We start from the raw sequence: 13,364 nt of genomic DNA, 5'->3' as shown, positions 1-13,364 counted from the left end.
TGGATTGTTCGCTGATTCGTTTGGTCGCGGTAGGAGTATTATTAGTGTCGGCCATAGCCAGCGACACGAGAAACGGAGAATAATAGTAGAAAATAGTAATTCAACATGCGTGAACACACGACCCTTTTTTCGCCCTCTCCAAACCTACCGACTCCCGAAGTAGTTCACGACGAATTTAAACCGCCTTCACGAGAACTGACACCCATGCAAACGCACATCGTTCCGGTCGGATTCGACTACGACCGGGTCATCGCGCCCCTCGTGCGCGACCAACTCGACGTTGACCGCGTCATCCTCCTCGAAGGCGCGGTTGGAAGCGAGGCTAACGTCGAGTACTCCCGTCACCTCTCTCGAAAACTCAGCAAAGATTTCGAAAACCTGCTCGGTGCGGAAACGGAGCGCGTCGTTTTGGCGGACGTCTACGACCACGACGCGGCATTCGAACAGGCCTACGACCGAATCAACGCCGAACTTGACGCCGGGGGAGAGGTGTGGGTGAACGTCAGCGCGATGCCTCGAACGGTGAGTTTCGCGTTCGCGACGGCGGCCCACTCAATCATGGTCGAACGACAGAGCGACCGGGAGAAGATTCACACCTACTACACCGCCCCCGAAAAGTATCTGGAAACCGAACTCGCCGAGGAACTGCGCGCGGAAATCGACCTGCTCGCGTCCGTCCTCGACGGCGACGTAGACGAAGCGCGCATCGAAACCCGACTGGAGAGCGCCCGCGACCTGCTCTCCGAATTCGACGAGCGGGGGACGACCATCGGCGCGAAAGAAATCGACGGGAAACACATCGTGGAACTCCCGGTCGCTTCGTTTTCGAACGTCAAACCGTTCGAGGAGCTTATTCTGTTCACCCTCGGCGAGCACGGGGAGTTCGAAAGCGTGAGCGAACTCGCTCAAGCCCTGTCCAGCGATTTGAACGAGGAGTACACCGATAGCTTCCGGTCGAAGGTCATCTACAACGTGGACAGGTTAGGGCCGGGCGGCAAAGGTTACATCGAGCAAGAAGATCACGGAAAATCCTACCGAACGCGACTCTCACGAATCGGAGAGTTGTGGGTGCGTGCGCATACGGACAACGAGGTCTGAGTGCCTTCGGCGAACACGCGCGTTACCAGCCTTCGTTCCACTCTTCCCGAAGTTCGGCCAGTAACGCCTCCGAATCGATGTCCTCTCTCCTCTCCACGGAGAGCGCCCAATACCGCCCTCTGTGTTCCAGAAGACTGTCGTCCGCCAGTCGCGTCAGTACCGGCCCGATGCTCCCGTCCGAGATTCCCGCTCCATCTCGTATTTCGCTTCGCGTGAACGCGTCGCCGTCGTTTGCGGCGAGAAACGCCAGTGCCCTGCGACCGTTCGTTCCTTTTTTGATGTGTGAGGCGGGCCGTGGAAGATTCTCGAAATCATCTCGCTCGATGGGCATGGTACCTATTCGCACTGCAAACTACTAAAATGTACTTTCGGATACTGTAACGTTCTCGAACCAGTTTTGATAGTAGAATAGTACGGTCCAATCCATCGCAAGAGACGCTATTCACCCGCCGATTCTAACTTCTTCACTCGCGTCGAAAGTGCCAGAAACGTCGCCAGCAGGGTCAGCGTAACCGCGCCCGCCGCCGCGATTTCGTGAGTCGGCGACGGATGGCTATACCCCATAGCAAGGGCCTCCTGTGCCGGAAGCGCGGTGTGGTGTGGCGTGCCGACGATTGGAACGAAGTAGTCCACGATATCGTTAAAGCCGTACCAGACGACGGCGACGAAGACGGCACCGACCGGGAAGTCGCTGTAGCGGTAGATGAGGAACGCCTCCACGACCATAGCGAGGTGGCTGACGAAGAGGAAGGCGTACATCGGCCAGCCAACTCCGATGAAGCCGGAAAAGAAGGCGGCCAACACGTAGGGCGTCCACGCGCCGAGTTTGATACAGCCGAAAAAAGCGAGGGCGTTCACCCACTCCGAATTTCGCCCCAGTTTCCACAGGCCGAGGGAAAGCGCGATGAACAGCGTAGCAACCGGGCTGTCGGGGACGAAGAGCCACATTTCGGGTGCTTCCACCGCGAACTGCCACGTTATCAACGGGTCGGAGAGTGGAATCGGGTGAAAGCCGTAGTACCAGAAGCCGAACGCGGTGCCGACGAGGTTGACGGCGACGATGACCCACGCCATTCGTAGGCCGAAATCCTCCAGCCACTGCGGAAGCGGCGCGACGTACCACGGAAGGTCTTCACGGGGCGGGAGGCCGGTCATACTCGCGGCCACGAATGGTCGGGCCAAAGAGGCTTCGATACGCGAAGAGGGCGTGATTTTTCGGGAGCAATCGGGACAAGCAACTTCGGCGCGCGAGGGATGAGCACTGGAACGTAGTGCAACGTGCAGTCGGTTGGGGAGGGTGTGGGCGGTTGCAGTGCGGGGGCGGTTTGATTGGAGTCGTGATTTGATCCAACACAATAGAACCAAACGAGCGTGAGCGAATCACGGCAACAAACGAAGCCCTCAGTCGTCGCTCCCACCGGAAGAGCGAAACTCTTCCGTGCTCTCGCTCACGAGAACTCCGGTCACTCCTCCTTCGCCCTTCGTCCACCAGAAACCGTCCCGCTACAGCCAATCTCCCCACACCTCCCCGCCAGCGCGGAGTTGCACTCACGCCTCACTTCGTTCAGCGTTCATGCGAACGCGCTGGCGCAACCATGCAACAAATCAATCGAGCGATGTGGTGCGCGAGAAAAATCCGAAAAACACTGACTCGAAAACACCGACAGGTTTCACGTTTCACAATCGGTACGGCTTAAGTCCCCTCGTTCGCTACGCACACCCATGGCAGAACCGACAGACATCGAGGAACTGAAGCGCGGAACGGAACTCGTAAAGCGCGGCTTCGCCCGGATGCAGAAAGGCGGCGTCATCATGGACGTCGTAAACCCCGAGCAAGCCCGAATCGCGGAGGACGCGGGAGCGGTCGCGGTCATGTCGCTCGAAGCGGTTCCAGCGGACATCCGAAAGCGCGGCGGCGTGGCGCGGATGGCCGACCCCGCCGACGTGGAGGAAATCATCGACGAGGTATCAATCCCGGTGATGGGGAAAGCGCGAATCGGCCACTCGGTCGAAGCCCAGATTTTGGAATCCATCGGCGTGGACATGATCGACGAGTCCGAAGTGCTCACACCAGCGGACGACAAATACCACATCGACAAGCGCGAGTTCACCGCCCCGTTCGTCTGCGGCGCGCGGAATCTCGGCGAGGCCCTTCGACGAATCAACGAGGGCGCGGCGATGATTCGCACCAAAGGCGAGGCCGGAACGGGCGACGTGAATCAAGCCGTCCACCACCAGCGCACCATCAAGGGCGTCATCCGGGAACTTCGAGGCAAAACCCACGAGGAGCGCGAGATGCTCGCGCGCGAACTCGAAGCGCCCGCTGAACTCGTGCACGAAACCGCCGAAGCGGATCGCCTTCCGGTCGTGAACTTCGCGGCAGGTGGTATCGCCACGCCCGCCGACGCCGCGCTCATGATGCACCACGGCTGTGACGGCATCTTCGTCGGCTCGGGAATCTTCGGTGCGGAAAATCCCCGTGCGATGGCCAACGCAATCGTCGAGGCGACGAACAATTGGGACGACCCGGAGCGACTCGCCGAAATCAGCAAGGATATCGGCGCTGGCATGAAGGGTGAGGCCAACGCCGACATACCCAACGAGGAGAAGCTTCAGGGTCGCGGAAACTAAGACCGGAGAGCGTTGTTTGAGCGTTTTATCCGGGTGTTAAGCGAACCAAAACGGAGTGATGTTACGCGTTCGGACTAACCCTGCGTTTTCTAGTTTGCGATTACAGACGGAGGAGCAGGCCGCACCTTCGACACGAGCATTCTGGCGTGTGATTGAGTACTGCGGATTGCAGACGCCGACTGTGAGCAACTACCCGAACTCGCGCAGTCGCTCGTGGCGTACGCTTAGAACTGCAATCGCCACCTCTCAAAATAGCTTCATCGCGCAGGTTACAGCAAATCCGAATTCACCGTATGCCTTAGCCGGTCTACACCGCTCCCCCCTGCCCAAATCCATCGTCCTGCGGCTGGAACTGCATGAGTTGTTCGACGCGGTCGGCTTTCGCCAGAAACACCTCCTTCAGTTCCGGCGGGTTGCGAATCCGGGTGTTTTCGAGGAGGTCGTCCGGGACGACGAGGGTCTGGTTCGGAACGCCCTCTTCCCCGCGGACGGAGAAATGCTGTCGGTCGATTTTCATCACGAGCGGCCAGTCGATTCGCTCGACGCCGTCGCCGCTTGCGTAGAGGGCTTGGTTCACGCGCTCGTGGTCGTCCCGAGACATGACGGCGCGGTCTGCGCCGGACGGTTCGACGTACAGACGGCCGAGGTAGTAGCCGCTGGAAAACGACTCGAACATGGTAGACAGTAACACACAATGGGTAGTAGTTATATAGCGGTTATGCAAAACTCTTATGTAGAAGAACAAACTTGGTATATAAATAATTCTATCTGTTTCGGCCGTGCAACGATGACAGCAGTTCTTTTAGTGGCTCACCCCGGGGGGAAGAACATGGCCATTCCCGAGCGGTACGCCCGATATTATCTCGAAAACGCGCCGAGTTTGGTGTGGTTGCTCGTCGTCAACTCGCTGGCGATTCTCGTCGGCGTTCGCTTTTACGTCGAAACCATGCCCGAAGTGCCGACGTTTCTCTGGCCGCTGTACGCCGACTCGCCGATGGCGCTCGCGCTCGTCACCGCCTCGCTGTTGACGCTGTTGCCCAATCTCGGCAATCGCCTCTCCGACGCGCCGCAGAATCTTCCCCTCGCCTATCTCCACACTTTCGCGTTCGTTTGGCTCGTCAAGTTCGGCATTTGGACGTTCGTCGGACTAAACCTCGGATTTTCGTCGTACTTCGGCCCGCCGTGGGACCCGAACGCCGTCTGGGACTACTGGGGAATCATCGTCACGCACCTCGCGTTCGTCGCTGAAGCGTTTCTCATTCCACACTACGGGCGAACGACGCGCGGCGCACTGGTCGCCGCGCTTGCCGTCGCACTGGCGAGCGACGTGTTAGACTACGGATTCGGGTTCCACCCGCCGCTCCGCTACGAACCCGGGCTTTTGCTCCCTCTCGCAACTATCACCCTGTCGGTTATATCCGTCTTCGCAGCGGCACGGGTATTTGAGCGATTAGAACCAGTTTAACGCGATTTTAAACGCTCCTTTCACCGCTCACACCTTCGTTTTGAGGCGTGAACAAAACGAACGAATTACCCTATTTTTAAACTGGGACGGTAATGAGCTATTGATGAACGCCATTCGCGCCGTCCTGTTGGCGACGCTCACCGTGTGCGGGTTTGCCGTCGCTCTGCCAACCGCCGCCGCGCCGTCGCCCTCAGCACCAGTAGATACCTCTCCAAATACGTTCCAAACCGAACAGAACGCCACGAGTTCCAACAGCACGCTCGGTGCCGAAATCTCGTCGTTCATGCAGGTTAGCACGTCACAAGCGCAAGGAACCGTCGATACCGGCCTGTGGGTCGCCCGATTCAACCAAACGGAAAACAGGTCGGCGCGACGAGCCCTCGTGAGACATCACGTCGAGGATATGCAGACCGAACTCGACGCGCTCCAAGAGCGAAAGCAGAGCCTCGTCGAGGCGCGAAACAACGGCGATATCAGTCAACTCGAGTACCAGTCCAGAATGAGCGAACTCATCGGCGACATTCGCTCGCTCGAACACGGCATCAACGCGACGAAACCGCGAGCAGAAACGGTCGGAACCCGGGTTAATAGACTCCAGCAACTCGATAATCAGGCGAACAACGTCAGCGGGCCAGAAGTCGCCGAAGTCGCTCGTTCGCTTAACAGCGTGAACGTTCCGGGCGAAAACGCGAACAATTCCACGAATGCACCCGGCGTCGGCAACGGTTCCGGGCAGGGGAACGGAACTTCGGGCGGTGAAACGACGCCCGGAAACGGAAACGTCGGAAATGGGAATACGGGAGGCGGTAGCAACGGAAACGCTGGCGACGAAACCAACGGAAATACCGGGAACGGAAATGGGAACACCAGCAACGAAACCGTCGGGAACGGCGACTCGTTAACCGAGAATGTGTCGATTTCCGCGTCCCGATGAACCGCAATTTCGATTCACGGCGAGAGACACGCTTTTCCGTTCGCGTTACCAAGTCGTTGACGTGAATGGACTCCGCTGTATTGCTCGATATACTCGGCAATGAAAATCGCAGGCGCATCCTGCGACTTCTTTCGCACAAACCCTGCTACGTCACGGAGATAAGCGAATATCTCGGCGTCAGTCCGAAGGCGGTCATCGACCACCTTAGGAAGCTGGAAGAAGCGGGATTGGTCGAAAGTAGAACCGACGACCAGCGCCGCAAATATTTCAACATCTCCCGAAATCTCCGTCTGGAAGTCGATGTTTCTCCCTACGAGTTCGATATGAAAAGCGCCTACCCGGCCAGTCCCAGTCTGGACGTGAGCACGTGCCAGTATCTTTCGCTCAACGTTCAGTACGGAAACCAGCCCGACGGCCGCGAGGCGGAAGACGACACCGAAACCGTGAGCGAGGCCGAGGCGGGAGAAATAGCCACGCTCGCGGAAGAGCTCAACTGTTTGGAGGATTTAAAGAGCGAACTGTCGCTCGCACAGCGATGGGTTCACGGGCGAATCACGAACGTTCTCGACCAGTTGGGCGAGGAAGTCGACGAGAACGGACAGAACCGAATTCGAGCGGAGATTCTGGCCGCGCTCGCAGCGGGAGCGGAAACCGTGCGAGACGTGAGCCGGGAAACCGACGCGCCGGAGCACATCGTCGAACGACATCTCACGAGCATGTCGGAACGTGGAATCGTGAAAGACAACGGCGGCAACTGGACGCTTTCCGGGTAGCTATTTTGCGAGCGGTTACAGGTCGCGGGTCAGGCCGTCGCGCAGGTCGTTGCCGAAGTGCGCGCCGAGACCGGCGATGAGGAATCCGGCACCGAGTCCGACGGCGGCGACGGTCGTTCCCCCCGCGGCCAGCAAGGTGAGATTTCCGAGGAGGAGCGTAAGTCCCGCGGCGACCAGTCCGCCGGTCGCCGTTTCGAGCGTCCTCGACTCGCTCGTCAACCCACCGAGGACGAACGCCGCCGCGAACAGGCCGACGAGGCCGCCGATGGTCTCCACGAACGGGATGAACCCGCCGACGAACATCGAAATCGTCAGCGCGACGGTTGCGAGGAGGAAGTAGCGCGGCGAGAAGAAGTTCACCGCCTTGCGCTTCGTGCGACTCCGGAAACTCTCTCCCTGTCCAGCCTGCTCTCCGCTCTCCGAATCACCGAGGATGTCGGACAGGTCGTCTTCCGTCTCGCGCGTCCGGGTACGCTGGGTCATGTATCCGAGTTGACGCCCGGTGGTAATGTGCCTTTCCCCGAAACGAGTGGATTGAAGTCGAACGCCGCGTTACCCCGAGGTATGAATCCAGGGGACCGCGTCCGCGTCGAACGGGCCGAACAGACGTTCGAGGGGGTACTCCTACCCTCCTCGACGGCGAGCAATCTCGTCGTCAAACTCGACGGCGGCTACAACGTCGGCATCGACCGCGACGACGCCGACGTGGACGTGCTCGAATCGGACGTGTACGACATCGAGGACGGCGAGACGAGCGACTCGTCGGCCGTGGAGTTCGACCCCGAACTCCCGACGATTTCGCTCATCAGCACAGGCGGAACCATCGCGTCCACGGTGGACTACCGAACGGGTGCGGTAACCGCCCGATTCGACGCGAAGGACGTGCTTCGTGCGGTTCCCGACCTCGCGGGGCGGGCGAACTATCGCGGTCGAGTTGTCGCCAACATCCTGTCCGAGAACATGACGACTGACGTGTGGCAGGAGTTGGCCCGAGCGGTGTACGACGAAATCGAAAACGGCGCCGACGGCGTCGTCGTGATGCACGGCACCGACACGATGCAGTTTACGGCCTCCGCGCTCTCGTTCATGCTCGACACGCCGGTTCCAATCGTCTTCACCGGAAGCCAGCGCTCCGCCGACCGACCGTCTTCCGACAACGTGATGAACGCGGTTTGCGCCGTCGAAGCCGCGAAATCCGACTGCGCCGAGGTGCTGGTCTGCATGCACGAAAATGAAAGCGACGACGATTGTGCGCTCCACCGCGGAACCCGGGTACGTAAGAACCACACCTCGCGGCGGGACGCCTTCAAAACCATCGGCTCGAAACCGCTCGGGAACGTGGAGTACGACACGGAGGAGGTCACCTTCCGACGCGAGTACACCAAGAGGGGTACGCAGGAACTCGGGCTTATGGACGACCTCGAAAGCGCGGTCGAACTGCTCAAATTCACGCCCGGAATGGGCGTCGAAGCCCTCGACTTCGCCGAGGGAAAGGCGGGCCTCGTCCTCGAAGGAACCGGTTTGGGTCACGTCCACTCCGACTGGGCGGACAGGATTTCGGAACTGGTTGACGACGGGACGACCGTCGTCATGACCAGCCAATGTATCGAGGGTCGAGTCTGTGACCGCGTGTACGACACCGGACGCGACCTGCTCGACGCGGGCATCGTGGAAGGTGAAGACATGCTCCCCGGCACCGCCAAGGTGAAACTGATGTGGGCGCTTGCGAACAGCGACGACCCGGCGACGACGATGCAAAAATCCGTCGCGGGCGAGATTTCCGATCGGTCGGTGCCATGGGAGTGACCGAAATCGAACTCAGGGAGGCCACTCACGACGATTACGACGGCGTTGTCGCGTTCACCGAAGACACGTGGGAAGACCGCGGACGAGGAGACTACATCCCTCGAATCTACCACGATTGGATAGACGGCGAGAACCAGTACACCATCGTCGCGGACGCTGGTGACGAACTCGCCGGAATCGTCCAATGCGTCATGCTTTCGGACTGGGAAGCGTGGGGACAGGGAATGCGCGTCAACCCGAATTTCCGCGGGCAGGGAGTCGCAAACCGTATGACCTACGAACTGTTCGACTGGGCGCGCGAACGAGGCGCGACCGTCCTGCGAAACATGGTATTTTCGTGGAACGTCGCCGGACTCGGTTCGTCGCGTTCTGCGGGGTACGACCCGGTCACCGAGTTCAGGTGGGCACACCCCGAACCGAACGCTGACGCCGAATCCGAGATGACTGTCACGAATGACGCGAACGCGGCGTGGAAGTTCTGGACGGGAAGCGATGCCCGCACCCATCTGCAGGGTCTCGTCCTCGATTTCGAGGAATCGTGGGCACTGTCGGAACTCGTTCGCGACGACCTCCGGCGAAGCGCAGAAAGCGGCGAACTCCTCGTTGTACAGGACGACGGTACGCGAGGATTCGCGGCAGTTTGTCGCGAATCGGAGTGGAAAAACGAGGACGGCGGCCCCGAATCGTGGGTCGAATACTCTGTCGGCGCGTGGGACGACGCCGACGCCGCGCGGGCGCTGTTCGCCGCAATCAGTCGAGATGCCGCGAAACGCGGTGCGGAGCGGACGCGAGTGTTGATACCCGAAACGGCTCGCTTCGTCAGCGACACGGCTTACTGCCGAGTGGAAATCTCCGACGACCCCGACTTCGTGATGGGGATGGATTTGACCAAACCGTATCGGTGACGACTGGGCGGTTCACTGGCGAATTACTCATCCAAACGTGTCCGCGACGTTCGACAGCCTGTCGCTTCGTTTCAGTTCATGGCCGACCCCGAGCGGGGAGACGCTGATTTCTCCGTCCGCAAGCGCTCGGCGGTCGGTACCTTTCGGGTCGTCCAACTCCTCCGGCCGGTCGCCGCGGAGCGGGTCGTAAAATTGGTCGACGACCGCGAAACCAGCTTCCTCCCCGTCTTTCTCGATTCGGACGTCGAAATCCCGCGTGGGGCGAGTGATTCTAATCCGCGAATCGCGTTCTCTCGTCGGAACGTTGACGTTTAGGTACGTTCCGGAACCGATGGAATCGGCGTTTTCCACGAGATAGCGCGCGACCCGTGCCGGGTTGGCGAAATCCTCGCGCTCGAACTCGCGCAAACCACCGGCAACGGGGTCGTACGCGGAGATGGCGATTCCGGGGACGCCGAGATAGACGGCTTCCTTCGCGGCCCCGACGGTTCCGGAGCGATCGAGTTTGTGCGCGCCGAAGTTCGGTCCTGCATTGCATCCCGAAACGACGAGTTCCGGCGTCGGGTCGAGCGCCTGGAGGCCGACCGCGACGCAGTCACAGGGCGTTCCGTGAACGACGAAGCCGCGCTCGTGGTCGTCAACCGCAACTCTGTGGGAGTTGGTGCGACCGGCACCGCTCTGGTTGTCCGCGGGCGCGACGACGGTCACCTCGGCCACCGCCGAGAGTTCGTTGTAGAGCGCGTCGAGGCCGGGAGCATCGACGCCGTCGTCGTTCGTCAGGAGAACGTTCACACGTTATCCCCCGCTCACGGGTGGAAAGAGCGCCAACTCGTCGCCAGATTCGAGTTCCGTTTCGAGTCCCGATTCGGTGAATACGTTCGTCCCGTTTCGAAGCACGTTGATGTGGTCGCGGAGGTGGCCATCGTCGTCCAGCACGCGATTTTCGAGTTCCGGGCGCGGTTCGAGAAGGTCGGAGAGCGCGTCGCCGACGGTGTCGCCCGACTCTGCGCCTACTGTTACTTCCTTGTCTCCCGCGAGTTCCGCGAGGTCCGCGAAGAGTTTCCACTGCATGTGCGCTGAGACGGTGGGGTGCGGGAAGTGGCTTTCTCTCTCGGCGGGGACGCATCGTCGGTTCGGTCGCCGTTTGGCGACCGAACCGACCCCGCTGGAACAGCGGGACGAAAACCCGAACGACCAGCAGTACCACCGAACGAGGGTGCATCGACCGATTTGGGTTCGTGCTGGTATTTCAACCTTCGCGCTGTCCTACTGCGACGGATTCTCCTTTGGTTCCGTTTCGGTCGTATCCGACTTCTCCCTCGCCGAGCGTTCTATTCGCCGGAGGACGGCAGGGCGGGCGACGACGTACAGGTCGTCGCCCGCGGCCAGCAGACGACTCCGAACCGGAAGCGTTTCAACCGCGCCGTCGGTCGGCTTGACCGCAACGACGGTCGAATCGAGGCTTCCGACGGGAAGGCCGACGAGGTCGCTTTCCGGTTCCACCGTCAGCACGCCCATTCGTTCGTCGGCGGATCTGAGACGGGCGACGAACTCGCGCTCCGGTCGGGACTGGCGTGGAAGCGTCTCAAGTCGATACTGTTCCGTCGCGTCGAATTTCCTCGCGTCGGTCGCGTCTACGGCCAGCGTCACTACGTCTTCCGCTGTGCCCCTGATTTCGCCGGTTGCGACGCGCTCGGCACCGTCGTCGCTTCGCCGCCAAACGGCCACGAAATCACCAGCGCCCGCGCTGAAGGCAGGGTCTGCGCGGATGGCCACGCCGACGGTTCCGGGGACGAGCAGCGGGCCGAGTCCGGCGATTCGACTCCCGAGGGCGAGGTATTCGACGGTGCCGTCGGAAGCGAGGTCGATGTCTACCTGCCCGATGCCGTGGTCGTCTTCGAGTCGGGCGACGACGCGCTCCCGAAGTTCGGTGACGGTGATTCTGCGCGGGAACACGAACGACGACCCCGCGAGCGTTTCCTTCGTTTCGTCCGAAACCGCATCGTAACCGTCGATGTCGTCGATAGTTTCGGGGAGCGTAACCGTCACCATGCGACCCACCGCGCCGACGATTCGGCTCACGTCGTCGTCGAGTTTCGTCGCGCCCGAGAGGGCGGCCATGTTAGTCGTCGCCCGGTCGCCGATTCGCGCACCGATAACGGCGGTGACGCCCGCGACGGCGAACGAGGCGATGTTTCTGGTTGCCTCGGGGAGTAGTAGTACGTCCGGGTTCCCTCCCATGAACGGTTGGAGCGCTTTCCAGGTTCCCAACGAGATGCCGACCGTTCCGACCCCGGCGAGGATGGCGACCCCATTCGGAATCCGTTTGCGGGCGTACCATCTGTGGACGAACGCGACCGCACCGGCCACGGTTCCGGACAGGATGGCGAGTCCGATGATTTGGACGAGCGCACCTTCGGGATTTTGCGGGAGCGTCTGCATCACTCGACGACCTCCGAAAATCGGCGTATCGAGTCGCGCGTTCCGACCACGTACAGTTCGTCTCCGGCGGCGAGTGGGGTGGTTCCGGATGGCGCAATCGTTCGGTCGCTCCCCCGTTCGATACCGAGGACGGCCACGTCGTGCACGTCGCGGACGGAGAGACTTCCCAACGTCACTCCGTCCAAACCGCTTCCGGCGGAGATCTGGAGCTTCCTCCAGTGCTTGCCCGCCTGTCGGAACAGATTGACGAGTTCGAATTCGGAGCGGGTTTCGCGCGAGCGAACCCGAAGGCTCGACGGGTCACCCCGGATGAGTTCTTTTGCGCCGGCGGTCGAAACCGCCACGGTCACCCGTCCGTCTCCGCCGGTCGTCGTCGGCGCACGGGATACCGTCTCCGTGGTTTCGGTCGCGTCGTCGTCCGATTTTTCAGCTCCTGTTTCTGCGCTCAGAACCGTTCCGACCGCGTCCTCGCCGTCCAGGTCGAATACGACTTCGTCGCCGCGCGCGACTCCAGTCGGGACGAGCGTATCGACCGACACCGCACGTCGGTTTGGGGGCAGGCGTCGGGAAAGCGACCCTTCCGGCGGTGCGGCTGCAACCGTCGCTTTCCCGCCTGCGTCGATTTCGACGGAAACGTCGGCGAGGCCGTGTTCGGTTCGAAGCCGGTCGGCCAATCTGGATTCCAGTTCGGCGAGGGGAAGGTCTCCGGGGAACGTCCACTCTCCGTCACGAATCGCCGCCCGGAGGTCGTCGGGCAGCGGCGGATAGCCGTCGATGTCCCCGACGGTTCTCGTCACGCGAACTCGAACCTGACCGAATCGGCCGACCCGCTCTATCACGTCGCTCGAAAGGCGGTTTTCCCGGAGATGTCGGAGACCGATACGCCGGGGGAACGACGACCCCATCGAGTCACCCTTCGCGTGGGCGTACTGGGTCGTCAGCATCACGACGATGACCGCGACGACGACCACTGGTGAGTTGAGAACCGTTGGGTCGAGGAGACCTAACAATCCGCCTTGCACGCCTGCGATGGCGACACCGAGGACGACGACACCGAATCCGGGGAGCGATACACCGGTCACGTACCGGAACACGAAGCCGAGACACCACGCGACGAGCGCCGGAACGACCCCGGTGAGCGCCCCGAGATAGAGACCGAGGAGCACCGCGACCGGAAGCGAATAGTCCATACGCCGGACAGTCGTGGCAGTTACAAAGCCGTACCGCCTCGAAAACGGAACCGAGCGCGGTTCCGCGAAAGGACGGCGGAGATAGTCGTTCGTCCGCAACCGTTCGGCCATCTGATTTAT

Annotated in this window: 15 protein-coding genes; 7 read left to right on the top strand and 8 right to left on the bottom strand. The window is 61.0% G+C overall.

The window, feature by feature from the left end; translation table 11 throughout:
* Positions 1 to 204: 204 nt before the first annotated feature.
* Entirely contained in the window at positions 205 to 1,098 is an 894-nt protein-coding gene (locus LIX15_RS04350; RefSeq protein ID WP_227776283.1) for an HFX_2341 family transcriptional regulator, read from the top strand.
* A gap of 22 nt (positions 1,099 to 1,120) precedes the next feature.
* Here LIX15_RS04350 and LIX15_RS04345 read toward each other — a convergent pair whose 3' ends face one another.
* Positions 1,121 to 1,429: a MarR family transcriptional regulator gene (locus tag LIX15_RS04345; protein ID WP_227776282.1), complete on the bottom strand. Its 309-nt coding sequence runs from the start codon at positions 1,427 to 1,429 to the stop codon at positions 1,121 to 1,123.
* A gap of 107 nt (positions 1,430 to 1,536) precedes the next feature.
* Positions 1,537 to 2,253, bottom strand: coding sequence for a DUF1405 domain-containing protein (locus tag LIX15_RS04340; RefSeq protein ID WP_227776281.1), 717 nt, complete (start codon positions 2,251 to 2,253; stop codon positions 1,537 to 1,539).
* Positions 2,254 to 2,820: 567 nt separating this feature from the next.
* Here LIX15_RS04340 and pdxS point away from each other — a divergent pair.
* Entirely contained in the window at positions 2,821 to 3,729 is a 909-nt protein-coding gene (gene pdxS, locus LIX15_RS04335; protein WP_227776280.1) for a pyridoxal 5'-phosphate synthase lyase subunit PdxS, read from the top strand.
* 307 nt (positions 3,730 to 4,036) lie between these two features.
* Here the strand turns inward: pdxS and LIX15_RS04330 are convergent, their stop codons facing one another.
* Positions 4,037 to 4,405 carry a DUF5802 family protein gene (locus LIX15_RS04330; protein ID WP_227776279.1) on the bottom strand — a complete coding sequence of 123 codons (369 nt, stop codon included), beginning with the start codon at positions 4,403 to 4,405 and terminating at the stop codon, positions 4,037 to 4,039.
* 153 nt (positions 4,406 to 4,558) lie between these two features.
* Between LIX15_RS04330 and LIX15_RS04325 the strand changes: the two genes are divergently transcribed.
* From LIX15_RS04325 to LIX15_RS04315, 3 genes are all read left to right on the top strand, one after another.
* Positions 4,559 to 5,194: a DUF1405 domain-containing protein gene (locus tag LIX15_RS04325; protein WP_227776278.1), complete on the top strand. Its 636-nt coding sequence runs from the start codon at positions 4,559 to 4,561 to the stop codon at positions 5,192 to 5,194.
* Positions 5,195 to 5,297: 103 nt separating this feature from the next.
* A complete protein-coding gene (locus LIX15_RS04320) occupies positions 5,298 to 6,128 on the top strand; it encodes a DUF7096 domain-containing protein (RefSeq protein ID WP_227776277.1) in 831 nt (276 codons plus the stop codon).
* Between the two features lie 65 nt (positions 6,129 to 6,193).
* Positions 6,194 to 6,901 (top strand): ArsR/SmtB family transcription factor, encoded by a 708-nt coding sequence (locus tag LIX15_RS04315; protein WP_227776276.1) that lies wholly within the window; start codon positions 6,194 to 6,196, stop codon positions 6,899 to 6,901.
* A gap of 15 nt (positions 6,902 to 6,916) precedes the next feature.
* Here LIX15_RS04315 and LIX15_RS04310 read toward each other — a convergent pair whose 3' ends face one another.
* Positions 6,917 to 7,384, bottom strand: coding sequence for a DUF8526 domain-containing protein (locus tag LIX15_RS04310; RefSeq protein ID WP_227776275.1), 468 nt, complete (start codon positions 7,382 to 7,384; stop codon positions 6,917 to 6,919).
* An 81-nt stretch (positions 7,385 to 7,465) separates the two neighbouring features.
* Between LIX15_RS04310 and gatD the strand changes: the two genes are divergently transcribed.
* Together gatD and LIX15_RS04300 are read left to right on the top strand one after the other, a co-directional pair.
* The gene (gene gatD / locus LIX15_RS04305; RefSeq protein ID WP_227776274.1) at positions 7,466 to 8,707 is read left to right on the top strand and encodes a Glu-tRNA(Gln) amidotransferase subunit GatD; all 1,242 of its coding nucleotides are present in this window, start codon (positions 7,466 to 7,468) and stop codon (positions 8,705 to 8,707) included.
* Positions 8,698 to 9,612 (top strand): GNAT family N-acetyltransferase, encoded by a 915-nt coding sequence (locus LIX15_RS04300; RefSeq protein ID WP_227776273.1) that lies wholly within the window; start codon positions 8,698 to 8,700, stop codon positions 9,610 to 9,612. Before gatD ends, LIX15_RS04300 begins: the two co-directional genes overlap by 10 nt.
* A 27-nt stretch (positions 9,613 to 9,639) precedes the next feature.
* On the opposite strand, the gene surE is transcribed toward LIX15_RS04300, so the two are convergent.
* From surE to LIX15_RS04280, 4 genes are all read right to left on the bottom strand, one after another.
* Complete coding sequence (gene surE / locus LIX15_RS04295; RefSeq protein ID WP_227776272.1) at positions 9,640 to 10,404, bottom strand: 5'/3'-nucleotidase SurE; 765 nt, start codon at positions 10,402 to 10,404, stop codon at positions 9,640 to 9,642.
* Between the two features lie 3 nt (positions 10,405 to 10,407).
* Positions 10,408 to 10,683: a ubiquitin-like small modifier protein 1 gene (locus LIX15_RS04290; protein ID WP_227776271.1), complete on the bottom strand. Its 276-nt coding sequence runs from the start codon at positions 10,681 to 10,683 to the stop codon at positions 10,408 to 10,410.
* A 195-nt stretch (positions 10,684 to 10,878) separates the two neighbouring features.
* Entirely contained in the window at positions 10,879 to 12,054 is a 1,176-nt protein-coding gene (locus LIX15_RS04285; RefSeq protein ID WP_227776270.1) for a DUF8167 domain-containing protein, read from the bottom strand.
* Complete coding sequence (locus LIX15_RS04280; RefSeq protein ID WP_345410696.1) at positions 12,054 to 13,244, bottom strand: potassium channel family protein; 1,191 nt, start codon at positions 13,242 to 13,244, stop codon at positions 12,054 to 12,056. Before LIX15_RS04280 ends, LIX15_RS04285 begins: the two co-directional genes overlap by 1 nt.
* Positions 13,245 to 13,364 lie beyond the last annotated feature (120 nt).

It is taken from the genome of Haladaptatus pallidirubidus (assembly GCF_020700235.1).
Lineage (GTDB): Archaea > Halobacteriota > Halobacteria > Halobacteriales > Haladaptataceae > Haladaptatus > Haladaptatus pallidirubidus.
Note: the sequence above shows the minus strand (reverse complement) of the source record. Positions and strands in the feature narration are given on the sequence as shown.